The organism is Protofrankia sp. Cas4 (assembly GCF_963555915.1).
GTDB lineage: Bacteria > Actinomycetota > Actinomycetes > Frankiales > Frankiaceae > Protofrankia.
In genome coordinates, this window is record NZ_CAUVXL010000135.1 from 1522 (window position 1) to 25285 (window position 23764).

The following is a 23764-nucleotide window of genomic DNA, read 5'->3' on the forward strand; positions in this document are numbered from 1 at the left end:
CCGGATGGAGCCGACGAGCTGGTTCCATCCGAAAAAGTATGATCGCGAAAGTTCGATGAGCGCGCCGCTCGAGGTCCGGCTGAGGAGCACACGATGACAGCGTTGATCGAAGCGATAGGACTGGCTGCCGGTTACGGTTCGCTCGCGGTCGTGCGCGACCTCGACCTGCGCGTGGAGCCGGGAGAGGTTGTCGCATTGCTCGGCCCTAACGGCGCGGGCAAGACCACTACACTGCTCACGCTGTGTGGTGAGCTGCCGATCCTAGGCGGGGAGGTCAGGGTCGGCGGGCAGGTGACGAAGGCTCCGCTGCACCGCCGCGCACGCGCGGGCCTCGGTCTTGTCACCGAGGAACGGTCGGTGTTCATGAGCTTGAACGTCGATGAGAACCTGCGGGTCAGCGGGAGCGACCCGGCGCTCGCACTCGAGCTGTTCCCGGAGCTTGAGACGTTCCGCAAGACCCGGGTGGGGCTGCTGTCCGGCGGTCAGCAGCAGATGTTGGCCCTGGCCCGGGCGCTGGGTCGCCGCCCGAGCCTGTTGTTGGCCGACGAGCTCTCGCTCGGGTTGGCGCCGCTGGTCGTCACGCGGTTGCTGCGCGCCGTCCGCGACGCCGCGGACGGCGGCGTGGGGGTCCTCCTCGTCGAGCAGCACATCGCGAAGGCTCTTGAGTTCGCAGACCGGGCCTATGTGATGAGCCGTGGCCGGATCGTTCTCAGCGGCACCGCGCAGGACCTGCGTGGACGCCTGGACGACATCACCCAGTCCTACCTGTCCGGTGCACCGCTGGCCCAGGCAGGCGTCTGACCTCGCGGCCAGGCGTCGAACGAGGAGAACCCCTGACTGCAGCGCCGCAGTCAGGGGTTCTCCTCGTTGCTCAGGTGCTCAGGTGCTCAGGTGCTCAGGTGCTCAGGTGCTCAGGTGCTCAGGTGCTCAGGTGCTCAGGTGCCCGAAGTCGGGTGTGTTCCTCAGGCCTCGACCCGGTCCGGCACGGTGAACAGCTTGCGGAAGGTGTCCAGGGTGATGGTGTGGCGCACCTCGTCCGGAACGTCCTGGAACAGCTCGCGCAACGTCTTCTGGGTGTGGCCGTAGGTGCCTTCGAGGTGGGGGTAGTCGTCACCCCACATGACATTGCGGTAGCCCATCGCGGTCACCGCGGGGACGGCGCTCACGTCGTGCTGGAAGGAGGTGTAGACCTGCCGGTAGATCAGTTCGCTCGGCAGCGCCGAGAGCTTGGGCAGCGCCCAGTTGCCGTGTTGGCGGTAGCCCTCGTCCATCCGGTCGGCGAGGGCCGGCACCCATGACGCCCCACCCTCGGCGATCAGGATCCGCAGTCGCGGGTGGCGGTCGAGCACGCCGGCGGCGACCAGGTGGGTGACGACCCGCATGCCCGGGAACGTCGTCTCGACGTAGTTGATGACAGCCGCTCCGGGGCCGCGGAACGCCTTGGCGTCCGAGCCCGTGCCGATGTGGAAGGCGATCGTGAGGTTCGCCGCTTCGGCGGCCGCCCACACCGGCTCCCAGTGGTCCTGGGCATATTCCTTCCCGTCGGCGACCACGGTGGGCAGGAACACACACTGGAAGCCCATCCCGGCGACCCGCTCGATCTCGGCCACGGCGTCTTCAGTCGAGGCCATCGACAGGATGGCTGCGCCGACGATGCGCGGTGAACCATTCATGATCTCTTCGCGGCACCAGTCGTTGTACGCCCGTACGGACGCGGCGGCGAGCTCACGGTCGGTGATCAGCACGGTCCAAAAGCCCATTGACGGGAAGACGAGCTGCCCCCAGATGCCTTCGGCGTCCATGTCCTGAAGCCGGAGCGTGAGGTCGTAGGCGCCCGGGGGACGGAAGGAGTCCAGGAAGTCGTTGAGCGCCCGCCGCTGAATCACGTTGTCGACGTAGATGGTCTCGTGCCGGTCGCCCCGCTCGCTACGTGGAGCGCGGTCCGCCAGGTGCGCCGGCAGCCTCGACGTCCACAGGTCGGCCGGCTCCAACAGGTGCGAATCTCCCGAGTTCACCCAGATCTTATCCATGCCGACTCCTCATTCCTGCCCGTGTCCCGTCGGCGGGAGTGCCCTTCAGGGCTGGCCGACCGCCCTCGGAGACTGCATTAATTCTTAAAATTAGTGATATTATTTCATTGCTCGTTTGTCAAGTGGATGTTGCCGTAAAGTCCCGCGTACACAAACGCGTACACAACGGACTCGGGGGAGCGGGGGAACGGCTGTGGCTGGACGTTTCAGCGGACGGGTGGCAATCGTCACCGGGTCATCACGGGGGATCGGGCGGGCGATCGCCTGGCGGTTGGCGACGGAAGGCGCCGGTGTCGTCCTCAACGCCCGTAATAAAAATGATCTTGAGAGTGCCCGCACGGAGTTCGAGGCCGCCGGGTTGAGCGTGGATGCGGTCGTCGCGGACGCCGCTGAGCCGCAATCGGCCGCGCTGCTGGTCGCCGCTGCCACCCAGACGTTCGGCCGGATCGACTTCCTGGTGAACAACCTGGGGTTGAGCACCTACCTGGGCCGCCCGCACCTGGCCGATCGCGACAGCTTCGCCCGTGATGTCGTCGGTAACTCCTGGATCACGGTCGGGATGATCCAGGAGGCGATGAAGGCGGGCCTGGCGGACGGTGGCGGAGCGGTCGTCAACGTGTCTGCCATCAGCATCCGCAAGCTCGTCCCCTACGCCGCCGTGTACACCGCGGGCAAGGCCGCGCTGGAGGCGCTCACCCGCGATCTGGCACTCGATCTCGGCCCGGAAGGCATCCGGGTGAACGCGATCGCCCCCGGCCTGGTGAAGACCGACGGCTCGCGGTTCGTCTGGGAGGGCAAGGAGGACATTCAGTCGGGGGTGGTCCCGCTGCGTCGGCTCGGTGAACCGGAGGACATAGCCTCGGTCGTCGCGTTCCTGCTGTCCGCAGACGCATCCTGGGTCACCGGCCAGGTGATCGATGTGGACGGCGGTTCGGTGCTGGCGCCGGGTGAGTTCGCCCATCCCGACTGAGAAACCCGGGTGTCGGATGTCGGATGTCGGAGTTTCGAACATCCGACATCCGGACCATCCGCCGATCCGGTCACGAACGGCGAACCTCGCTCCAGGGCAGGCTCTTGTCGACCCGGATGTCTCCGGGCAGCCCGAGCACCCGTTCGCCGAGGGTGGTACGCAGGATCTCCGAGGTGCCGCCCTCGATCGTGTTGGCGCGGGCGCGCAGGAAGGCGCGGACCGGGCTGCCATGGTCGGGGGCGTCCTCGATGTTGAAGTCGCGGGTGGCGTAGGAACCGTAGATCATGCCTGCCGCGCCTAGCAGGTCCACGCAGAGGTCGGTCGCCTGCTTGTTCAACTGTGCTGTGGCGAGCTTCGCGACGGCGCCCTGCGGGCCGGTCCCGCCGCGTTCGCGGTCGGTGTCGCTGCGTAGGACGGTGAGCCGGGTGACCTCGATCTGCACCCACAGGTCGAGCAGCCGGTCACGCAGCACCTGCGCCTGCGCCGAGGATGTGTCGGCCCGCTCCCGCCACAGTCGGATCGCCGCATCGATCGCCGGCCGCGCCGAGAGCCCGTCGCTGAGCATGTAGCGCTCGTTGTTGAGCGTGGTCAGCGCCACCCCCCAACCCTGGCCGACCGCACCGATGCGCGTTGCATCCGAGAGCCGGACGTCGGTGAGGTAGACCTCGTTGAACTCGGCGTCGCCGGTCATCTGCCGCAGCGGCCGCACCTCGACACCGGGGGCTGTCATGTCGCACAGGAAGAAGGTCAGGCCGCGGTGTTTGATGACCGACGGGTCGGTACGGACGACCAGCATGCCCCAGCGCGCGACGTGCCCCCAGGAGGTCCACACCTTCTGCCCGTTGATCACCCAGTCATCCCCGTCGGGGACGGCGACGGTGGCCAGCGAGGCCAGGTCCGAGCCTGCGTTGGGCTCGCTGAACAGCTGGCACCAGACTTCCTCGCCGGTGAACAGCGGGCGCAGATACCGTTGCTGCTGCTCGTCCGTTCCGTGCGCCAGCACGGTTGGTCCGCCCATCCCGTATCCCAGCGGGTTGCGGAAGAAGCCGCTGGGGCCGCCGGCGGCGGTGATCCGGGCGGTGATGTGTTTCTGCAGGCCGACGCCGAGGCCCAGGCCGCCCAGGCCGACCGGGAACGAGACCCAGGCCAGGCCCGCGTCGTACTGCGCACCCAGGAACCCCGCCGGTGGCGTGGACGCCGGCGGGTACTCGGCGAGCAGGCGGTCGACGGCCGCGTCGACGGTCTCGAGCGATGAGGCTTCCGCTGTCTGCAGCGTCATCGGCGTGATCCCTTTCAGCCGGACGTCACCGTCCGCAGCGCGATCTGGTGGCCGCCGCGGTCGGGCGGCCTAGATTCATCGTATCAGTATGATTTTTTATATGATTCGAGGCTGATAGGAGAGCTGAGAGAGTCCACGACCGCTCAGGCGCGCATGTAGGCGCCCCCGGACACGTTGACGATCTCGCCGGTGATGTGGCGGGCGCGGTCGGAGGCGAGGAAGGCCACCGTCTCGGCGATCTCGTCCGCGGTCGTGAGGTCTGCGAGCACTCCCAGAGCGCCGGGGATGTCCGCCAGCTCGGGATGGTCGTCGACGAACTTGGTCCCCTTTACCAGGCCCATCGATACCGTGACCGCCCGGATGCCGTGCGGGCCGCCCTCGTGCGCGCAACTGCGGGTGAGCACGTTGAGACCGCCCTTGGTGACCGCGTACGGTGACTCAATGCCGTTACCGCCGACGTCCGGGGCATAGCTGCCGATGTTGACGATGACGCCGCCGCCGGCCTCGCGCATCAGCGGCATGGTCACCCGGCACAGGTACCAGGGGCCGGTCAGATTCACTCGCAGGACGCGGTCCCAGGCGGCCGGATCGTAGTCGAAGATGCCGCCGAGCACGTTCACGGCGGCGTTGTTGACCAGGATCTGCACCGGGCCGAGGGTGCCCGTCACCTCGGTGACGACCTTGTCGATCTGGTCACGGTCACCGGCGTCCATCGGGTATCCGACCACGGTGGTGTCCGGATAGTCGGCGGCGATCGCGGCGGTGACCGCGTGGGTCCGTCGCTCGTGGATGTCGGTGACGACGACCCGGGCGCCACCGGCGGCGAGTCGCCTGGCCGTCGCCTGGCCGATGCCCTGTCCCGCCGCCGCCGTCACCAGGGCGACCCGCCCACCGAACTCCGATGCCATGCAGTGCCTCCGATGTCGGGCCGTACCGTCCATCCCACGTGTCGGGCACTCGTGCCCTGAAGTGATAGATAAGATAACTGATTTTCCGCAAGCGGGCTATCATGTCGAACCGACCCGCGCCGGGGTCAGCCGCACGGTCGTCACATACGCCACCGCCACCGCCACGATGACCAACGGCATGGTGGCCAGGCCGTCGGTCAACAGCAGCAGGGTGGCCATCAGGACCGAGGTCATCGGAAGCTTGAGCATCGCCGCGCTCATCGCCCCGATGCCCATGGCCGCACCCGCCACCAGCGGCAGGCCGGGCAGGTGAGACATGGCGATGCCGCCCACCGCGCCCAGGAACATCGCCGGGAAGACGGGTCCGCCCCGGAAGCTGCTCAACGACGCGCCGTAGGCGAGGCCCTTGCAGGCCAGGAGCAGCAGCAGCGCTCCCAGCGAGTAGCCCGCGCCGTGGGCGATGAGCGGTCCCAGCGCGTCCTGCCCCGAGAACAGCACCTCGGCGGTGTCCCGCCCGCTGCCCTGCGCATACGCGATCGCCAGACCTGCGATGATCAGGCCCACCAGCGGGGTCGCCCACAGCAGGCGCCGTTCCACCGGGGACCGCATCCGCAGGCCGAGCAGTCGGATGGCCGATCCGATCAGAGCTGCGGCGACCCCGATGACCAGTGCCCACCCGAATTCGGCGACGTTCGGTTGGCCGACCGGGGGAAGGTTGGGAATCGCCAGTGAGAAGGTTCCGAAGCCGGTCCAGGAACCCAGGCCAATGAAGATCAGGCTGCCGATCCCGGCGGCGAGCAGACCGGGCAGCAGTACCAGCTCGAGCGTCGCTCCGGCCAGCCCCACCGCTTCCATCAGCAGGAAGGCCGCGATCAGCGGCGAGCCCAACAGGGTGCTGATGGCCGCGAAGCCGCCGGCCGCGGCCAGCACCGCGCTGACTCGTGCGGGCGGGTCGCGTCTGGCCAGCCGCACCGCATACGCTGCCAGCCCACCACCGATAGCGATGAGCGGCGCTTCAGGCCCGAGTACCGCGCCGAAGCACAGGGTCGCCAGCGCGGCGATCGCGATGCCCGGCAGTTCAGCGGGTGCGGGTGCGCCATGTGTTGTGAATCCGTCGGCTGGTGACGCACCGCCCGTTCCGGGCAGATATCGGATGGCAAGCGCGACCAGGATGCCCGCCACCGCGAGCGTGGGTACCGGCCACCACAGTGGCTGCGCACGAAAGCCCAGCGTGACAGGAAGGTCTGTGAAGATCCATTTCTGCGTGGTGGAGACCAGTTTGAGGAAGCCGTATGCCACGGCCGAGATCGGTACGCCGAGGATCCCGGCGAGAGCGAGCAATCCGAGGTAACGGCGGTCCCGCAGCGGGGCCAGCGGATCGTTCGCCGGCGGGTCGGTCGGGGTCGTCTGTTTGTGAACGCTGACATTCTGGTCGGAGCTGTCGCGCCGAACGGTCGTCATCGTCGACCATCTCCGGACTGCCGGCCGCGCGCGGCTTGAGGGGAGCGGCGGCAGGGATCCCCTGGTGCGTCAACGGCGAGTGACCAGACCACACCCGATGGCTTGTTCCCTGGACCGCTCCCCGACAACCGCCGACCGGCGGACCGGACCCACTGTCGGTCCCGTCTGCACCCGGTCCCGTCTGCTCCCGGCCGCCTACCACCGGTCGCGGTGGACGACCGTCTCCAGCGGTGGCCTCGGTGCGGGCTTGAAGTCGGTGCCCACAGTGTAGGCGACCGGTATGAGTACACCCTGGCTCACGTTCGCCGGGATGCCGAGCAGTTCGCCGACCTCGGCGGCGTAACGCAGGTGCACCGTGGTCAGGGACGTCCCCAGGCCGCGGGCGCGCGCGGCCAGCATGAAGCTCCAGGCGGCTGGCAGCAGCGAGCCCCAGTATGCCGGCAGTTGCCATGCCGGGTACCCCTGCGGGTCACCCTCCAGGCAGCCGAGCACGAAGACCGGTACCCGGTGGAGGTTGTCGGCGAGGTACTGGGCGGAGGAGGCCACCCGTAGCTGGGATGCCTGACGGTCGGGATCGGTGATCGTGGCGATCGCCCGCCGGGACGTCGTGATGTAGGCCGTGAACGATGTGCGGTAGTACTCGGCGATGGCGGTCCGCAGGCCCTGATCGGTGATCACTACCCAGTGCCAGTTCTGCGCATTGGACCCGGTCGGTGCCTGCAGAGCTATCCGCAGGCACTCGTCGATCACCTCCGGTTCGACGGGCCGTTCCAGATCGAGTCGTCTGCGCACGCTGCGGGTGGTGCTCAGCAGCTCATCCGCAGTGAGATCCAAGAGTTACATGTTGATCTTTCTCCTGATGTCGGGTCGGCGCATGCCGACACTGTTTGTCCCCGGTCGGCGGCGGCACCTGTTTCGCGCACGCGTGGGGGGATGACCGTCGCTGCCGCGGTCGCCTTCCTGGCCGGGCCGGATGCGGACTTCGTCAACGCGACGACCCTTCGGCTCGACGGGGGCGTGGTCTTCTAGACTCCCAGGATGATTCGTGACGAGGACGCCGTCTTCGGGTAGTTCTCGCGAGGTCGTCCTGGTGAACTGGGATCAATCGTCCCGACGGGAGCTGGAGGTGTAGTGGCGATGACGCCGACAGAACCCCGCGAGCGGCTGCCCGCGCTCGGCCTCGACGAGATCGTGTCGGTGGCGTTGGATCTCGCTCGGGAGCTCGGCCTGGACGGCCTGACCATGCGGACCGTCGCCGGCCATTTCGGCACCACCCCGATGGCGCTCTATCACCACGTCCGCGACAAGCAGACTCTGGTAGATCTTGTTGTGGACGCTGTGCTTGCGCAGGTGCGGGTACCCGACCAGGGCTCCTGGGAGCAGCGCCTGCGGACGTTGTCGCTGGCCGTCGCGGATGCCCTGGACCGTTATCCCGGTGTTGCCGCGCGGCTGGCCGACACACCGGGCCTGCCGCCCAATGGCCGCCGACTGATGGAGGCCTCCCTGTCGTTCCTGTTGGACGCCGGGTTTGACGAGACCGAAGCCGGGCTCGCCTATGCAACGGTCCACACGTTTATGTACGGCCGTTTCAACGTGGAGGCGGCGATGCGGGGACGGCGAGCACCTCGTAGCCGGGCGCCGGTGGCCGCTGGTTTCCCCGCGCTGGACCTGGTCGGTCCCGCCCAGGTCAACCTGCATGGGCGTGACTTTCGGGAGTACGGCCTGGACACCGTGATCAGCGGCCTGCGCAACCGGCTCGCCGAGACCCGGGCGCGAGCCGCCGGCGTGACCCCCGCGTCCCCGTCACCATCCTGACGGGGCCCGTCATCCCCCTTGCCGGGGGGCCTGCGGCAGAGGCGACACTCCGCTCGAATTGAGGTATACAAGATAAAGTCGTTATACCGAGTGGCGGGGAGTCACACATGGCGAAGATCTGGGTCAACTCGGCGGACTCGCACGTGCTTGAGCCGCACGATCTGTGGAGGGACGCCCTCCCGAAGCGGCTCGCGGACCGTGCTCCACGCGCCGAGCGGGCGGATGGCAGGGAGACCGTCTACGTCGACGGGCAGATCATCCGCCGCGATCCGATCGCGTTCTCCGACGCGATGCGGCCGCCCGGCGCGGAGGACCCTCGCATCCGGCTGGAAGACCTCGACGAGCAGGGGGTCTGGGCCGAGGTCGTCTTCCCGTCCCGGGCGCTTTGGACGACGATCATGACTGATCGGGAGTTGGCCCGCGAGTGCGGGAAGGCCTACAACGACTGGTGCCTGTCGGAGGTCATGGGCGTCTCGCCGCGTTTCGTGGGAGTAGCCGTGGTCTCGGTGCTTGACACCGACGATGCCGTCGCCGAGCTGGCGCGCGCCGTGTCGGCCGGTTACCGGGCGGTGTTCCTGCCGGCGACCCCGCCGGAAGGCCGCGACTTCAACAACGAGGTCTGGGAGCCGCTGTGGGCGGCCGCGGCCGAGGCCGACATCCCGATCTGCTTCCATATCGGCACCGGTGCCGAACAGAAGGTGGCCCGGGGCCCGGGTGGCGCCGTCATCAACTACGTGGAGACCTTCTACCCGGCCCAGCGCACCGTTGCCCATCTCGTGGCATCCGGTGTGCTGGATCGCTACCCCGGCCTGCGGATCGTGATGGCTGAAAGCGGTGCCACGTTCGTCCCGGCGCTCGCCGACCGGATGGACGAGGCCTACCGCCAGCACGACATGTTCGTTCGCCCCAAGCTGTCGCGGCGACCCAGCGAGATCATCTACAGCCAGGTCTACGCATCCTTCCAGCATGATCCCAGCGCCATCGGTACGGCGACCGCGCTGGGTTTCCGCAACGTCATGTGGGGCAGTGACTACCCACATCTGGAGGGGACCTTCCCGAATACCCAGAAGGTGCTGCACGAGCTGTTCGACGACGTGGCGCAGGACGTGCGACGTCGTATCACCATCGACTGCTTCAACGAGGTGTTCGGGGTAGCCGAGCCGCCCGTGACCGTCTAGGGGGCCGCTGAATGACGGCGTTCGATCCGCGATCGCACCCACTTGTCCGAGAGAAATATTGAACTATGTTCACTGTATTCGGACAGGGGTCGAGGGAAGGGGGCGCAATGAGTTCACTGGACGGCAAGGTGGCCATCGTTACCGGGGCGGGCCGGGGCATCGGACGGGAGGAGGCCCGGTGGCTCGCGGCCGAGGGCGCCCGGGTCGTTGTCAACGATCTTGGTGGCGACCGCACCGGGCTCGGAGCGGATGCGACACCGGCTCAGGAGACCGCGCAGTTGATCCGTGACGCAGGCGGCGAAGCGGTTGTCAACGGGGACGACGTCGCGGACTGGGCCGGTGCCCAGCGGCTCGTCCAGCAGGCGGTCGACACCTATGGCGACCTGAACGTGTTGGTCAACAATGCCGGGATCCTGCGTGACGGGATGAGTTTCAACGTCACTGAGGAGGACTGGGACGCGGTGATCCGCGTCCATCTCAAGGGTCACTTCGCGCCGTCACGGTTTGCCGCCGCCTACTGGCGCGGACGTTCGAAGGCAGGCCAGCCCACCTACGGGCGGATCATCAACACGACCAGCGACTCGGGCCTGTTCAGCAACCCCGGGCAGTCCTCGTACGCCGCGGCGAAGACGGGGATCGCGTCGATGACCCTCGTCCTGGCCCGCGAGCTGGAACGCTTCGGCGTGACCGTCAACGCGATCGCACCACGGGCGCGGACGCGGCTGACCGCGACGATCGGTATGACACAGGAGGTGGAGGACGGTTTCGACGAGCTTTCGCCGGCGAACATTGCGCCGCTGGTCGCCTTTCTGGCCAGTCCGCACGCGTCCGACGTCAACGGGCAGGTCTTCTGCGTGGGCGGTGGCCAGGTGATCTGGATCGGGCCGTGGCACGAGGTGGGTCGGGTCGAACGGGACGCGCGCTGGACCGTTGAAGATCTTGTGAGTGCCCGGGCGGAGCTGTTCGCCGGTGGTTCGCCGGGCGTCCCGCCGCTGGTCATCCCAGGGTACGAAGCATCCGCCGGTGCGGCCGGTGCTGCCGGTGCGCGGTAAACACTAGTGGCGGACTGGAGTGGGCTCCGAGAGCGGATCGTTCTCTGGGAGGACGACTTCGCTCTCGTGGTCAACAAGCCACCTGGGCTGTCCGTCATGGGTGAACGCCACGACACAGACCTCGTCACGATGGCTGCCGACGCCGGTGAGCTCCTGTGGTGGGTAAACCGAATCGACAAGGTGACCTCGGGCGCGGTGGTGCTCGCCAAGACGCAGAAATCCCATGGCGCGCTCACTCGCCAGTTCGTGAAGCAAACCGTGGCCAAGGCATACCTGGCGATATGCCAGCCTGGCCACTTTCCTGACCGGGGCACCATCGACCTGCCGCTGCTGACCGCTGGCAGCGGCAGGATTCGAGTAGCAGCAGAACGGCAGCATATCGAGCATGATCCAGCGGTCGGCACGTGGTATGTCAAGGCCGCCAACCTGCTGTCACGTAAGAACTACCCGTCACGTACCGACTTCGTGAACCTCTGGGATGACGACCAGCATGTCGTGGTCCTTGCGATGCCCGTGACCGGCCGCAGGCACCAGATCCGCGTCCACCTCGCCTGGGTCGGCCACGCCATTGTCGGCGACCCCTTGTTCAGCAAGAAGACCGACGCACCGACACCGCGTACCCATCTTCATTCATTGCGGATCGCTTTTGAGACGGCAGCGCCCCGGCCGCAGCGGGTCGAGGTTGAAGCCAAACCTGGTACCGACTTCTGGGAACCTGTTGTCCGGGGTTTGGCACCCCGTTCTCCCGACGAACTTCTGGATGCGGCCGATGCCATCCTCAAGGGAAGTTCACGACGAGACCGGCGGCTACCCGTCAGCGGCTGATTGATCATGCTTATCAGGTGCACGGCCGTCAACGGTCAACCGGCTGGATATTGCCGGCAGTATTCGTACAAGGCCATGGCGGTGGCCACCGAGACGTTATAGCTGTGCGGCAGGCCCCACACGGGAATCTCCACGCATGCACCCATGAGCGCCAGTTCTTCCTCGCTGAGGCCAAGTCGTTCGTTGCCGATCACCAGCGCCGTCTTACGCGAAAACTGAAACTCGTGCAGATTCACCGAGTTGGTCGTCTGTTCGAGGCCCACGAGTGCGTAGCCGTCCTGTGCGAGAGTTCTCAACACCGGGCTCAGCGTGCGGCGGTGCTCGATCGGGGTCTGCTCCGTACTGTCCCGGGTAATTTTCGGATCGATACGAGCATTCCCGCAGACGATTACCTTTTTGACTGCACAACAACCTGCAGTACGGACTATACTGGCCATGTTCACATGGCTACGGGTTGGAGCGCAGGCGACAACAATTTCCCTCGGCCGATCTAGCAGCGCCGGCGGGCGATGTCGAACCTGTTCGAACATGCCGTCGATGATACGGGTTGGCGGTAGGCGGTAGGCGGTCAGGCCGTGCGCAGCCTGACCGGCAACGTGTCCAACGTCCGGATCGCGACATTGGCGCGGTAGCGAGGTTCGGCGGCCAGCGTGAGTTCGCCGGTCGCCCGGAGCAGCGCCATGATGGCGGCCTCGACCTGCATCCGCCCGAGGACGGCGCCGATGCAGAAATGGACGCCAAGGCTGAATGCCAGGTGGCGCCGGGCCGGCGACGGGCCGTGGTAGCGGGTGATGTCGAGCCGATCCGGTTCGACGAACACCGCCGGGTCCCGGTTGGCGCAGGCGAGCATGACGATCACACCGCTGCCACGCGGGAAGACCTGGCCGCCGACCGTGAGCTCGCGCAGGGCCACGCGATGGGTGAACTGGACGGGTGGTTCGAACCGCACGAGCTCCTCGACCGCCGACTCCGCCAGCTCCGGGCGACGGCGTAGCAGCGTGAGCTGGTCGGGGTTTCGGAGCAGGCCGAGCACGGCGTTGCCAATCATGCTTTCCGAGGTGCCGTAGCCACCGACGATCATCAGCGCGGCGAGGGAGAGCAGTTCCCGGTTGATTGGGCCCTCGGTGCCCGCAGCCGTCGCGATCATGCCGAGCAGATCGTCTGTCGGGGTGGCCCGCCGCTGCTCGATGAGGTCGGCGAAGGTGCTCTCCAGCGTCCGCTCGCCCGCCTCCCGGGCGGCGATGTCGGCCGGGGAGAGGAACACATCCGGGTCGACGCCGCGGGACATCGCCCGCAGCGGGCCACGGAGCCGTTCGGTCTCCTGCACGGCAATGCCGAGCAGAGCGGCTGTGGTGTGCAGCGGCAGCGGATCCGCCAGGGACGTCATCACGTCGGCCTCGCCCGTCCCGCCCGTCCCGCTGGCCTGGAGCATCTCGGCGGTGAGCCGATCGGCGGTGGCAGTCACGCCGGCGCGCAGTTCGGCGACCGTCCGTGCTGAAAACGCCCGGCTGACCAGCGCCCGGAGCCGGGTGTGTTCGGGTGGGTCGCGTACCAGAAACGACCCCGGTACGTCCGCCGCCGCGATGTCGGGCCGGAACGGGTTGATGCCGTCGTCGTAACCGTGGCCCCAGTCGGGGTTCGCCAACACGGCTTCGCATTCCTGGTAGCGGGGAGCGAGCCACAGCGTCGGGCCGATCGGCTGGAGCGCCCCGCCCTCCCGGATCCGCCGATACACCGGGTAGGGGTCTGCCCGGTGTTGCGGGCCGAAGACTGCCAGCGGGTTGTCCGCGGTCGGGGCGCTCGTCATCTACTTCTCCTCGTCCTCGGGAGTAACGGCGGTGTCTTCGGAGTAACGGCGGTGTCCTCGGAATAACGACGGTCAGCGCACCTGGACGGGCAGCCCGGCCAGGCCGCGCAGCACCAGGTTTGGCTTGTAGGTCGGCCCGGTGGAGCCGGGCAGGAGCCGCCGCACCCGGCGGACGATCGCGGTGAGCAGAACCTCCATCTCCAACCTCGCCAGCGGTGCGCCGAGGCAGTAGTGGATACCCAGACTGAACGTGAGGTGACGGGCGGTGCCGGCATCGTCGGCGTAGCGGGCGAGGTCGAGCTCATCGGGTCGATCGAAGGCCCGCGGGTCCCGGTTGGCGGATCCGATGAGGAGCACGATGCCCTCACCCGGGGCAAAGGCCTGTCCGCCGAGCATGAGCCCGCGGCGGGCTACCCGGGTGGTCATGTGCACCGGTGAGTCGTGGCGCAGCAGCTCGTCCACGGCGGGCGCGGCGAGCTCCGGGCGGGCCCGCAGCAGAGCCAGCTGCCCGGGATGGCGCAGCAGGGCGAGCAACCCGTTGCCGACCAGGTTGACCGTGGTCTCGTGTCCGGCCACGAGCAAGGTCACGCAGGTCGCGAGCATCTCCTGCGCGGTGAGGACGTCGCCGCGTTCCTGTACCGCACCGAGCTCGCTGACCAGGTCGGCGGCGGGCTCCGCACGCCTGCTGGCGATCAGGTGGGCGAAGTAGGCCAGCAGCTCGGCTGCGGCGTCGCTCCTGGCCGTCCGCTCCCGCTGGGTCAGCAGCAGATCGGGGTCGAACCCGCGGGCCAGTGCGGGTGCACACCGGTGGATGAGGTCGTGGTCGGCCGCGGGTACGCCCAGCAGTTCGCAGATGACCGTCAGCGGCAACGGATAGGCCAGCGACTCGACCGCGTCCACCTCGCCGGCGGCCAGCGCCGCGTCGAGCAGTCCGTCGACGATCTGGGCGATCCGCGGGCGCAGGTCCAGCACCCGCCTGGCGGTGAACGCCTTGCTGACCAGCCCGCGCAGCCGGGTGTGGTCGGGGGGATCCATCCACAGGAAGGACGCCGGCAGTTCGTGCTGGTCCACGTCCGGGTGGAAGAGCTCCGCCTCGCCGGCATGGCTCCATGCCGGCTCCGACAGCGCGGCGGCGCACTCGGCGTACCGGGTCACCAGGTGTGGCCCGAGTGCGCTGCGGTACAGCGCCGTGGCCTCCCGTACCACGGCGTAGCGCGGGTAGGGATCAGCGCGGTGTGCCGGGTCGAAGCCATCGAAGACCACGGTCGGTGGGTCGGCTACCGGCGGCCCGACTGTGGCTGGATTCATGGCGTGACCTTTCCGAGGTTCGGAGGCGATGACAGGTCGTCAGGATTTCCACGCGAATTCGTCGTCGACGATCCGCACGCATCGCGGACCGCGTTCGGGAGCGAGGGAATGGTCGCGCAGTTGCCGCCGGAACGGTTGGCCCCACCATGAATCGGCGATGAATTTTCCACCAACTCCGACGATGTCGGCCGGGGCTGGGCAGCTGCCATTCGAAATCAGAATGGATCAATCGAAAAATTGTCACGGCGGTGGCTGCTCCGGCTGCACCCTGAGCGGTACCTGCGGCACATGTATGCCGCTGGCCGCACTGTACCGCAAGGCGAAGGCTCCGCTGTCCATGTACTGCCAGCACTGAAGGGAGGTAAGCCATGACGTCGGTTTTTGTGGAAATTGTTTCCCGACCCGCCGACAACGAGATCGTCTTCATTGATGACGTGGACGCGCTTGTAGAATCATCGAAGTGCAGTTGCAATGCTGGCGACGACAATCCGTACTAGCCAGAAGCCATATAAGCCAGGTGAACGCTGGGCCGCTCCGATAGCGGGTATGTCGGTGCGGCCCAGCGTGTTATCTGTATGGGGGAACACGTGTCCATGCCACGTATTTACTGGGACGACCTTCCTGGGACCGTCCGCAGCGTCATCCAGGAGCATACAGGGCCTGTGCGGGAGGTGAAAACGGTTGCGGGTGGAGCCAACTCCGGGATTGCTGTGATCATACGTACGTCCACGCAGAAGATCTTCGTAAAAGGCGTACGATCCGATCATCCTCAGGTCCGTACCCAGCAATGAGAAGCGGAGATCAATCCGTATATCCTCCAGGTCGGCCCCAGGATGTTCTGGCAGGTCGAGGTCGGCGGCTGGAACGTCCTAGGATTCGAACACGTCGAAGGGAGACACGCTGATTACTCCCTATACTGATCAACGGCAGGGCACATCTGGAGGCCATCGATGCATTCACGGCAGCAAACTGCCGAATGTGGCAGGAGATCGCACAGAACGATCCCGTACCTTGGAAGAAGCAGATGACCGCGGCTGCGCAGCTGTGGATGAAATACCGTTTGTAGCCGCCCGGTGATTCCTGAACATTCGATCAGGTTTCGTCGAGGGCATCGTTGGCATCGCCTTCGGCCACATCATCGATCTTCAGATGTTCGAGAATTTTCGACATGCGAAGTTCAGATTTTATGCTCGCTCGGTGAAGCTTGTAGAGGGTGTCTCCATAGCCGCCTTCGATTTCCGCCAAGCGAGCTTCAAGGGCCAGGATCCGACGTTCCAAAGTTTGTAGCGATGCCACGTTTTGCCCTCCATGCCGCTCGGTGCGGGTAAGAAAGAAACCGCTGGCGGGTATTCTGCCAGTTGCAGCGGAGTCAGGCTGTCACGTCGCGGCGGGCGAGGCTGACCGCGCCGAGGACGGCGGCAATCAGGGCGTACCCGGTGCCGACCGCCAGGGCGGAACCGTACGAGACGTCGACCACCCCGCCTCGTCCCACCGCGTCGAACACGAGACCGGGGAAGACCCCGGTTGCGCCGCTCCAGGACTCCTGGACGATGTGCTCGACCGGGAACATCCAGGCGATGCCGATCGCGAGGGCGAGGGTGGTGGACCGCAGCAGGATGCCCAGCGTGGTCCCGACCAGCGCGAAGAACACCGTTCCCACCAGGGCGTTGAGGTAGTTGTCGGCAGCTTCGCGCAGCGCTGCGCCCGTCCACCACTGTGATGTGTCGATACCGCGTACCTGGCTCATGAGCAGTGCCGTGGCGACGCTCAGCATCAGTGCGACGAGCAGTGCGGCGGCAAGGGCCGAGAACATGGCGCCCAGCCGTCCACCGAGCCAGCCCAGACGGCGGGGTTCCCGCAGGAAGAGCGTGCGCAGGGTTCCCTGACCGTATTCGTTGGTCATACTTACGGTGAACACGACGAAGACCAGCAGTCCGATGAACGTCGTCCCGCCCACGAACCCCAGCGTCGGCCCGGCCGGAGCGGCGAGCTGGGCCAGCATGACCTGAAAGCCCGAGCCCCTCGCGGTGACGGTGAGGTCAGGGGTCGCATGCGCGAGCGCGTACGCGAGCACGGTCGCCAGCACGCTCAGCGCCCCGATCACTCCCATCGCCGCAAGAGTGCTCGGCCGGCGCAGTTTGATCATTTCGGCCCGGTAGGCGCGGGCCACCGCGGTGGTGATGTTCATCGTGTCTCCTCCCCAGCCTGGCTGTTCGTGGTGGCCTCGACGAGGCCCTGATAGCGCTCCTCAAGGCTCACCCGCTGCTGCGCGATCTCGACGAGGGTGATGCCGCGGGCGAGCGTCGCCCGGTTCAGCTCGGCCAGCAGAGCCGTCCTCGCCGCCGCGTTCTGGTCGCTGTGCGCCGTGCTGTGCGCCGTGCTGTGCGTCGTGCCAGCCGCGACCCCGTCCATGTGCACGGTGATGTGGTCGTCGTCGCGCGTCACCCGCAGGCCGAAGCCGGCGACCAGATCGGCCAGCATGCCAAGCTGATCGGGCTGCTCCGGGCGCAACGTCACACGATGGCTTCCATCGGCCATCAGGCCGTCCGTCGGACCCTGGTAGGCCAACCTGCCCCGCTCGACGACGATGATCCAGTCGCAGATCTGCTCGACCTCGGCGAGCAGATGGGATGAGATCAGCACGGTCCGGCGCGGATGGGCCGAAGGGTCCGCGCCGGAGCCGCGGGCGTCGCCGCCGAGCGAACGGACGAGATCCCGCATCTGGCGGATACCGGACGGATCGAGGCCATTGGTCGGTTCGTCGAGGACGAGCAGGTCGGGATCGCAGAGCAGGGCGGCGGCGATCGCAAGGCGCTGCTTCATCCCCAGTGAATAGGTGCGGAACGCATCGCCGCCCCGGCCGGCCAGCCCGACCGTGTCCAGGACGTCCGGGACACGATCTGGATCCTGGCCCGCGAGGACGGCCAGCGACGCGAGGTTGCGTTCGCCGGACAGCGCCGGGTACAGCGCCGGACTTTCGATCAGGGCGCCGATCCTGGGCAGGTAGTCCGCTGGACGGGTGAGCGGATGTCCGAGAATCGTGCCGCTCCCAGCCGTTGGGCGGACGAGCCCGAGCAGCATCCGCAGGGTTGTCGTTTTGCCCGCTCCGTTCGGCCCGACGAAGCCGGCGACCACTCCGGTGGGAACGGTGATGTCGAGGCCGTCGACGACCGTTCGGCGGCCGAAGCGTTTGGTGAGCCCGCGCACGTCGATCGCCGGCGGGTGCGGCTTGGCGAGCGTCGGCGGCGAGATACCGGGCTTCGCAGGCAGAGCGCCGGGATGGGCGCCGGGACGGGCGCCGGGAGTGGCGCTGGAACCGTCGAGAGTCGTTGTCATGCCGTCCACGCTCGTCCGACCAGGCCTGTCGTGTCGTCCGCTCAGCGGGGTGACTTGGCCTACCCATCCGTGCGTATGTGGATGGGCCGGTTGCGTAGAGGCGGGCCGCGGTGGACCGGAACCGTGGCGACCCGGGGCCGTGGCGACTCGGGGGCTGGTGCGCCGGGGACGCTGGTTCAGGTGTCGACCAGCCCGGCCTGGTTCGCCAGGACGGCAAGCTGTGCCCGGTCCCGGGCGGCGAGTTTGACCATGACCCGGCTTACATGGGTACGGGCGGTGGCCGGGCTGATGACCAGTTGGGCGGCGATCTCCTCGTTCGAAAGCCCCCGCCCGACCAGGCCCATAACCTCCCGTTCCCGAGCGGTGAGGCTGCTCAGGTCGGGTGCGGACGCGGGAACGGGTCGGCGGGCGAAGGCCTCGATCACCCGCCGGGTGACCGTCGGTGACAGCAATGACTCGCCGGCGGCCACCACCCGGATCGCCCGCAGCAGGTCGGCGGGTGCGGCGTCCTTGAGCACGAACCCCGAGGCCCCGCTGCGCAGCGCCTCGAACACGTACTCATCCAGCTCAAAGGTCGTGACCATGACGACCCGGGTGTGGGCGAGATCCGGGTCCTCGGTGATGGCGCGCAGCGCGGAAAGGCCGTCCAGTACGGGCATCCGGATGTCGAGCAGGGCGACGTCCGGTCGGGCGCGCCGGACCAGGTCGAGCGCGGCCCGCCCGTCGTCGGCCTCCCCTACCAGCTCGAGGTCGTCCTCGGTCTCGATGAGTACCCGCAGGCCCAATCTGATCAGTGGCTGGTCGTCGGCGATCAGTACGCGGATCAGCTGCGCGCCGGTCATACCGTGACCCCGCTCAACGCGGTGGTCACCGTCGGCAGGACGGCCCGTACCTGCCAGCCGCCCCCGGGCCGCGGGCCGGCGCTGACCGAGCCACCGAGCTCGGCGGCGCGTTCCCGCAGGCCGGCAAGGCCGTGGCCGGATCGGCGGTGGCCGGATCGTCGGTGGCCGGATTGGTCGAGTGCGTCGCTGGGCGCAGGGTGCCCGGCGGATGCATCCAATGGCGCAGGCACGTCCGACGGTTCGGGCGTGTCGGTGACGTCGACGGTGAGCTGACCGGCCGTCAGCCGCAGTTCTACGTGCACCCGGGACCGACCGGCGTGGCGGAGCACGTTCGTCAGCGATTCCTGGACAACCCGGAAGGCAGCCAGGTCGACCTCGGCCGGCAGCGCGGCAAGGTTGCCTTCGACAACGGTCTCGACCGGTAGGCCCACCAGGCGCACCTCGGTGAGCAGGCCGGGCAGACGGTCGAGACCGGTGAGTGGCGTTCGCTCGGCGCGGGTGAGCGCGAGGGTGGCTCGCAGCTCTTCGAGCGCCTCGACGCTGGTGCGGCGAATCGCCTCCAGCGAGACCTGCGCCTGCTCGGGTCGGCGGTCGAGTACGTGCAGCGCCACCCCGGCCTGCAAGGAGATGACGGACAGACTGTGCCCGACGACGTCGTGCACCTCGCGGGCCATCCGCAGCCGTTCCTGGTCGATCCGGCGTCTGGTCGCCTCTTCGTCCGCCAGCGCCGCGGCCTGCCGGGCCTTGCGCAGCAGCGCGCCGATCAGAGCCGGAACGCCAACCACAACCACGGTGGCGGTCAGGGTGAAGACATACGTCCAGCCGCCGTCGGCGTAATCCGACGCGACAGCGACAGCGCTACCGGTGACCAGGAGGCTGGTTGCGACGCCGGCGGCGACAACCGACGCCCGTGGCTCCAACCGCAGCCCGACCGTGTAGGCGGCCACCGCCACTGTCAGGAACACCGGGCCGTGCGGATAGCCGGCAGCCAGATATCCCCCGACCAGCAGGCTCTCCAGCATCAACATTGCCGTCGGGGCGTGGCGGCGCAACAGCAGGCCGACCGCGGCAAGCGCGAGTAGGACGTAGCCGGCGGCATCGATCGATCGGTGCGGTGGCACCTGACCCTTCCCGGCCTCGGACGAGGCGGCGAGGAGCACCGTCGCCGCGACGGCGGTCGGTAGGACATCGGCGTACAGCCACAGGCCAATCGTGACCATCCGCTTACCGTCCATTCCGACAACGGTAGCCGCACCCGGACCGCCCGGGCATCCGTCCGCGGGCGTAGGCACGGCTGCTCGTCTCGACGTACGGCAGGCACCTACTGCCAGCGCGGATGGCTGCGCTCACGTCACGACAGTCGTGATCTTTCCAGCGGATATCGGTGTTCTGGGTGTTGTGCACGTCCTATGTGGCGTGCCCCATTATGTCGCTGGTGGATCAGAGCGCGGAGTCGAGTGACGGAGGTGCCGGCACCGTCGGCATCGACCTTCCACGGCAATGGTTTGTCGGCTCTACGTCGGCCCCTGCGCGTGCCCCCCGACAGAGCCAGGAGTCGTGCCGTGAGGTCGAGCGGTTACCAGCGGACGCCGATCAGCGACTGGGGGGCGTCGAGCGATCACCGACGGCGGCCGAGGACCTCTCGGCCGCCGTCAGTGAGGCACAACGCGGTGACGAGGATGCGTTTCGGATGATCTATCGGGCGGTCCAGCCCGGGCTGTTGCGCTACCTGCGCGCACTCGTCGGTGAGGACGCGGAGGATGTCGCATCCGAGGCGTGGTTGCAGATCGCCCGAGACCTGCCGTCCCTTCAGGGGGACATCGACGGGTTCCGCGGCTGGGCCGCGACGATCGCCCGCCACCGCGCCCTGGACCACCTGCGTCGGCAACGGCGCCGCCCTCAGCTCGGCGCACCGTTCGAACATATGGTCGATATGGCGGCCGATGACGACACCGCTGGACGTGCGCTCGAGGCGGTGTCCACCGATGCGGCGCTCAAGATGATCGCAGCTCTGCCGCGGGACCAGGCCGAGGCGGTACTGCTGCGTGTGGTCATGGGTCTGGACGCGAAGACCGCCGGGCGGGTGCTGGGCAAACGCGCAGGTGCCGTCCGCACCGCGGCGTACCGCGGGCTACGCCGCCTCGCCGAACAGGTCGGACAGCCCGGGGATGGCGTCGTGGACGGGACCGCTCAGGGCCACCCGCGACTCCCGTCACAATGATCTTATTTGGGTCTGGCGTCAGCAGGGGCTGCGACGCTGAAGGCTGCGACGCTGACGGATTCGACGCTGAAGGCTCTGACGCTGAAGGCTCTGACGCTGAAGGACATGAGATGAGCACACACCGACCCCGTCAGATTGGCCGGGACGACGCAGAGCGGATGCTGCGCGGCGGCACGGTCAATCGGCAGGCCGGTCCGGGTTCCCTCGCAGACCTGCTCGCGGCCGCGGCCGGTTCGGCTCGTGTCGGTGAGCTCGCCGGCGAGGAATCAGCTGTTGCCGCCTTCCGGGAGGCACGGCTGGCTCCCGCCACCCAGCCTCGGCGCGACTCGCCGATCAACATCGGCGTTGGGAAGCTCCTGACGGTCAAGGCCGTCACAGTGGTGGTCGCAGCCACTACTGTTGGTGGTTTTGCTGTTGTCGCCAGCACGGTTGTCCTGCCCTCGCCAGGGGGGAGCGACTCTCCTGCCGCGCAGCTGGCGACGTCCGCCTCCGCCTCCGCCTCCGTATTGGCTTGGGCTCATGAGGCGACGTCATCCGGCCATGGGCGCAACGCCAGTCCAGCCGTCTCGGCATCGCTGGTGGGGTTATGCCGCGCCTACACGGCCGGTGCAGCTGACAATCCCGGCACGGCCCTCGACACCCCGGCTTTCAGCGCACTGGTCACCGCCGCCGGAGGCAAGGGGCAGGTCCCTACCTACTGTGCGGCAGCACTCGCCGACGATCGTGCCGCGGGGGAGAGCGCGAACCCGACCGGCACAGTGACACCAACCGCGGAACCCGAGAGCCAGTCAGCTGGCCACGGCCAGAGACACGCAACCAAAGGCGCCGATAAGAAGACAAAAAGCCCAGCTGACGACTCCGAGGGAAGCCAGCCCGCGTCGGGGCAGGCCACGGTCACCGTGGCTCCGGGCACGACCCTGGAAGCTTCGGCCACGGCGACAGCGAACGGCGACTAGGGCCTGTCCGGTGGATATCGGTCGATGCGGGCGATGATCCAGAAGGCGCACGGTCGCATCAGGCTGACGTGAGCCACCGTCGGCCGTGGGTGGGCGGCGCAGCGGTGAGGCCTCGCCCGGGGGACGGTGACCGGGCAAGGCCCCGACATCCGGCCGGTGGGGTACGGCCACCGGCCGGATGCGCTAGGGCCAGGCCCCGACTCTCTCAGCGTCAAAGCCCGTGCCGGTGTCACACCCACCGGGCGGTGAAACGCCGGTCGAGGGTGACGTTGGACCGCGGCCCGCGATGGCAGACTCCCCGGGGGGCAGGACGCGGAATCACAAGCGTCCGAGGACGGGTGCCGCAAGCTGGGCGGTCGCATCCTCGTTTGTGCGGAAATCCGCTCTGCACGCCCGGACCCGGTGGTCGGTGTCACGACAGCCGAAAGGGGGAAAGTCGTGGACAACGCTCGGTCTGGGCGTATTGAGCGGTTCCTCGGTATTCTTGCCGGTTTCGTCGCACGTCGGAGGCTGTTGTTCATCGGAGTCTGGCTCGTGCTCTTCATTGTCGCCGTGCCGCTCGCCGCGATGCAGACCCACCGCCTCTCCGGCAGCGGCTGGGACGTTCCCGGCAGCTCGTCCGCACTGGCGATGGAGAGGCTGAAGGAGTTTCCCGGCCGGGAGGGCGAACCACTCGCCGTATTTGTCCAGGGCACGAACAACGCCGCTGTCGACGACCGGCTGGAAGAGGTTGCCACCGAGCTCCGGCGCTATCCAAGGCTGCTTTCGGGTGGTCCGGTCCAGCGCTTTGACGGTGGACGCGCCGCACTCGTTCCCCTGCGCGCGGTCGAACAGGAAAGAATCTTCGACTTCGCGGCCGAGCTCCGCCGGGCGCTGGTCGCCGATCGCGCGGGCGTGTCGACGCGGGTGGTCGGCGAGGCGGCGATGTGGTCGAATTTCCAGGAGGTCTCCAGGAAGCAGGTTGTCCGGGCTGAGACGGTCAGCTTCCCGCTGATGCTTCTCATTCTTCTTGCCGCGTTCGGGACGCTGCTGGCCGCGCTGACCCCGATAGCGCTGGGCCTGGTCGCTGTTGCCGTGACCGGAGCGGCGATCTATTTTCTCGCGGGCTCGTTCGAGATCTCGATCTACGTGACCAACATCGCGTCGATGGTCGGGATCGGGGTTGCCGTCGACTACTGCCTGTTCGTGGTTGCCAGCTACCGGGCCCGACTGCGTGCCGGGTGCGATGGCGGTGAGGCACTGCGTGGCGCGTTCGCGAGCGCCGGCACGGCGGTCGTCTACTCGGGTGCGACCGTCATCGTGTCGCTGGCCAGCCTCCTGTTCGTCAACGTCAACGCGATCCGTTCCATGGCGGCCGGGGCGATCATCGTCGTCGGCGTCGCGGTCCTGGCCACAACCACCCTGCTGCCCGCGCTGCTCGCCCTGGCCGGACCCCGGATCGAACGGCTACGCATCCGTTTCCCGCTACGCATCCGGCGACGACGCGTCCCGCAACGACACGTCCCGCAACGACTGACCGATGGTGACGGCGGATTCTGGGTGGGCTGGGCCGGGATGGTCATGCGTCGGCCCGCCGCCTTCCTCGTTGCCGGCGTCGCGGTCCTGCTCCTTGCGGCAAGCCCGCTGTTGAGCATCCACACCCGCAACGGTGCCCTGGAGCAGCTTCCTCCCGACGCGGAAGTCCGGCTGGCCACCAGCCAGCTCATGGCGCTGGCCGGACCCTGTCTCTTATACACATCCCCGAGCCCACGAGACGCTCATGAATCTCGTATGCCG

General features: G+C 67.7%; 22 protein-coding genes. 9 read left to right on the top strand and 13 right to left on the bottom strand.

All coding sequences use genetic code 11. The features are described from left to right. Positions 1 to 93 precede the first annotated feature (93 nt). Positions 94 to 801: an ABC transporter ATP-binding protein gene (locus tag U9979_RS12620; RefSeq protein WP_322779539.1), complete on the top strand. Its 708-nt coding sequence runs from the start codon at positions 94 to 96 to the stop codon at positions 799 to 801. Positions 802 to 962: 161 nt separating this feature from the next. Here U9979_RS12620 and U9979_RS12625 read toward each other — a convergent pair whose 3' ends face one another. Continuing rightward, a complete protein-coding gene (locus U9979_RS12625) occupies positions 963 to 2030 on the bottom strand; it encodes an amidohydrolase family protein (protein WP_322748191.1) in 1068 nt (355 codons plus the stop codon). 193 nt (positions 2031 to 2223) lie between these two features. On the opposite strand from U9979_RS12625, the gene U9979_RS12630 reads away from it, so the two are divergent. Beyond that, positions 2224 to 3000, top strand: a complete 777-nt coding sequence (locus U9979_RS12630) for a glucose 1-dehydrogenase (RefSeq protein ID WP_322748190.1) — start codon at positions 2224 to 2226, stop codon at positions 2998 to 3000. Between the two features lie 70 nt (positions 3001 to 3070). Here the strand turns inward: U9979_RS12630 and U9979_RS12635 are convergent, their stop codons facing one another. The 4 genes from U9979_RS12635 to U9979_RS12650 all read right to left on the bottom strand — a co-directional run bounded on the left by U9979_RS12635 (position 3071) and on the right by U9979_RS12650 (position 7482). Continuing rightward, entirely contained in the window at positions 3071 to 4279 is a 1209-nt protein-coding gene (locus U9979_RS12635; RefSeq protein WP_322779540.1) for an acyl-CoA dehydrogenase family protein, read from the bottom strand. Positions 4280 to 4422: 143 nt separating this feature from the next. Beyond that, on the bottom strand, positions 4423 to 5187 hold the full coding sequence (locus U9979_RS12640; protein ID WP_322779541.1) for an SDR family oxidoreductase: 765 nt from the start codon (positions 5185 to 5187) through the stop codon (positions 4423 to 4425). Positions 5188 to 5286: 99 nt separating this feature from the next. Continuing rightward, the gene (locus tag U9979_RS12645; protein WP_322779542.1) at positions 5287 to 6648 is read right to left on the bottom strand and encodes a chloride channel protein; all 1362 of its coding nucleotides are present in this window, start codon (positions 6646 to 6648) and stop codon (positions 5287 to 5289) included. 195 nt (positions 6649 to 6843) lie between these two features. After that, complete coding sequence (locus U9979_RS12650) at positions 6844 to 7482, bottom strand: nitroreductase family protein (RefSeq protein WP_322779543.1); 639 nt, start codon at positions 7480 to 7482, stop codon at positions 6844 to 6846. Positions 7483 to 7785: 303 nt separating this feature from the next. Here U9979_RS12650 and U9979_RS12655 point away from each other — a divergent pair, with 303 nt between their 5' ends. The 4 genes from U9979_RS12655 to U9979_RS12670 all read left to right on the top strand — a co-directional run bounded on the left by U9979_RS12655 (position 7786) and on the right by U9979_RS12670 (position 11518). Further along, positions 7786 to 8463 (top strand): TetR/AcrR family transcriptional regulator, encoded by a 678-nt coding sequence (locus U9979_RS12655; protein ID WP_322748185.1) that lies wholly within the window; start codon positions 7786 to 7788, stop codon positions 8461 to 8463. A 107-nt stretch (positions 8464 to 8570) separates the two neighbouring features. Next, positions 8571 to 9641, top strand: a complete 1071-nt coding sequence (locus U9979_RS12660) for an amidohydrolase family protein (RefSeq protein ID WP_322779544.1) — start codon at positions 8571 to 8573, stop codon at positions 9639 to 9641. 107 nt (positions 9642 to 9748) lie between these two features. Next, complete coding sequence (locus U9979_RS12665) at positions 9749 to 10693, top strand: SDR family oxidoreductase (RefSeq protein ID WP_322779545.1); 945 nt, start codon at positions 9749 to 9751, stop codon at positions 10691 to 10693. A gap of 6 nt (positions 10694 to 10699) precedes the next feature. Next, entirely contained in the window at positions 10700 to 11518 is an 819-nt protein-coding gene (locus tag U9979_RS12670) for an RNA pseudouridine synthase (protein WP_322748182.1), read from the top strand. 35 nt (positions 11519 to 11553) lie between these two features. Here U9979_RS12670 and U9979_RS12675 read toward each other — a convergent pair whose 3' ends face one another. From U9979_RS12675 to U9979_RS12710, 8 genes are all read right to left on the bottom strand, one after another. After that, positions 11554 to 12048, bottom strand: coding sequence for an RNA methyltransferase (locus U9979_RS12675; RefSeq protein ID WP_322779546.1), 495 nt, complete (start codon positions 12046 to 12048; stop codon positions 11554 to 11556). Positions 12049 to 12086: 38 nt separating this feature from the next. Next, entirely contained in the window at positions 12087 to 13325 is a 1239-nt protein-coding gene (locus tag U9979_RS12680) for a cytochrome P450 (RefSeq protein WP_322779547.1), read from the bottom strand. A 72-nt stretch (positions 13326 to 13397) separates the two neighbouring features. Continuing rightward, the gene (locus U9979_RS12685; protein WP_322779548.1) at positions 13398 to 14633 is read right to left on the bottom strand and encodes a cytochrome P450; all 1236 of its coding nucleotides are present in this window, start codon (positions 14631 to 14633) and stop codon (positions 13398 to 13400) included. A 1092-nt stretch (positions 14634 to 15725) separates the two neighbouring features. Beyond that, a complete protein-coding gene (locus tag U9979_RS12690) occupies positions 15726 to 15929 on the bottom strand; it encodes a hypothetical protein (protein WP_322748178.1) in 204 nt (67 codons plus the stop codon). 73 nt (positions 15930 to 16002) lie between these two features. Continuing rightward, entirely contained in the window at positions 16003 to 16821 is an 819-nt protein-coding gene (locus U9979_RS12695; RefSeq protein ID WP_322779549.1) for an ABC transporter, read from the bottom strand. Beyond that, positions 16818 to 17969, bottom strand: coding sequence for an ABC transporter ATP-binding protein (locus tag U9979_RS12700; RefSeq protein ID WP_322779550.1), 1152 nt, complete (start codon positions 17967 to 17969; stop codon positions 16818 to 16820). Before U9979_RS12700 ends, U9979_RS12695 begins: the two co-directional genes overlap by 4 nt. A 176-nt stretch (positions 17970 to 18145) precedes the next feature. After that, positions 18146 to 18796, bottom strand: coding sequence for a response regulator transcription factor (locus U9979_RS12705; RefSeq protein WP_322779554.1), 651 nt, complete (start codon positions 18794 to 18796; stop codon positions 18146 to 18148). A gap of 11 nt (positions 18797 to 18807) precedes the next feature. After that, positions 18808 to 20031 (bottom strand): sensor histidine kinase, encoded by a 1224-nt coding sequence (locus U9979_RS12710; protein WP_322779551.1) that lies wholly within the window; start codon positions 20029 to 20031, stop codon positions 18808 to 18810. 380 nt (positions 20032 to 20411) lie between these two features. Between U9979_RS12710 and U9979_RS12715 the strand changes: the two genes are divergently transcribed. From U9979_RS12715 to U9979_RS12725, 3 genes are all read left to right on the top strand, one after another. Further along, the gene (locus U9979_RS12715) at positions 20412 to 21032 is read left to right on the top strand and encodes an RNA polymerase sigma factor (RefSeq protein WP_322779555.1); all 621 of its coding nucleotides are present in this window, start codon (positions 20412 to 20414) and stop codon (positions 21030 to 21032) included. A 110-nt stretch (positions 21033 to 21142) separates the two neighbouring features. Next, entirely contained in the window at positions 21143 to 21988 is an 846-nt protein-coding gene (locus U9979_RS12720; protein ID WP_322779552.1) for a hypothetical protein, read from the top strand. A gap of 438 nt (positions 21989 to 22426) precedes the next feature. Beyond that, positions 22427 to 23764, top strand: a 1338-nt coding sequence (locus tag U9979_RS12725) for an MMPL family transporter (protein WP_322779553.1), incomplete at its 3' end; no start/stop codon positions are given.

Bases quoted from the DNA above. Each gene is read 5' to 3' on its own strand.
- U9979_RS12640 (WP_322779541.1), bottom strand. From the start codon at position 5,187: ATGGCATCGGAGTTCGGTGGGCGGGTCGCCCTGGTGACGGCGGCGGCG.
- U9979_RS12635 (WP_322779540.1), bottom strand. From the start codon at position 4,279: ATGACGCTGCAGACAGCGGAAGCCTCATCGCTCGAGACCGTCGACGCG.
- U9979_RS12665 (WP_322779545.1), top strand. From the start codon at position 9,749: ATGAGTTCACTGGACGGCAAGGTGGCCATCGTTACCGGGGCGGGCCGG.
- U9979_RS12680 (WP_322779547.1), bottom strand. From the start codon at position 13,325: ATGACGAGCGCCCCGACCGCGGACAACCCGCTGGCAGTCTTCGGCCCG.
- U9979_RS12655 (WP_322748185.1), top strand. From the start codon at position 7,786: ATGACGCCGACAGAACCCCGCGAGCGGCTGCCCGCGCTCGGCCTCGAC.
- U9979_RS12645 (WP_322779542.1), bottom strand. From the start codon at position 6,648: ATGACGACCGTTCGGCGCGACAGCTCCGACCAGAATGTCAGCGTTCAC.
- U9979_RS12675 (WP_322779546.1), bottom strand. From the start codon at position 12,048: ATGTTCGAACAGGTTCGACATCGCCCGCCGGCGCTGCTAGATCGGCCG.
- U9979_RS12710 (WP_322779551.1), bottom strand. From the start codon at position 20,031: ATGGTCACGATTGGCCTGTGGCTGTACGCCGATGTCCTACCGACCGCC.
- U9979_RS12700 (WP_322779550.1), bottom strand. From the start codon at position 17,969: ATGACAACGACTCTCGACGGTTCCAGCGCCACTCCCGGCGCCCGTCCC.
- U9979_RS12660 (WP_322779544.1), top strand. From the start codon at position 8,571: ATGGCGAAGATCTGGGTCAACTCGGCGGACTCGCACGTGCTTGAGCCG.
- U9979_RS12685 (WP_322779548.1), bottom strand. From the start codon at position 14,633: ATGAATCCAGCCACAGTCGGGCCGCCGGTAGCCGACCCACCGACCGTG.
- U9979_RS12695 (WP_322779549.1), bottom strand. From the start codon at position 16,821: ATGAACATCACCACCGCGGTGGCCCGCGCCTACCGGGCCGAAATGATC.
- U9979_RS12620 (WP_322779539.1), top strand. From the start codon at position 94: ATGACAGCGTTGATCGAAGCGATAGGACTGGCTGCCGGTTACGGTTCG.
- U9979_RS12720 (WP_322779552.1), top strand. From the start codon at position 21,143: ATGAGCACACACCGACCCCGTCAGATTGGCCGGGACGACGCAGAGCGG.
- U9979_RS12625 (WP_322748191.1), bottom strand. From the start codon at position 2,030: ATGGATAAGATCTGGGTGAACTCGGGAGATTCGCACCTGTTGGAGCCG.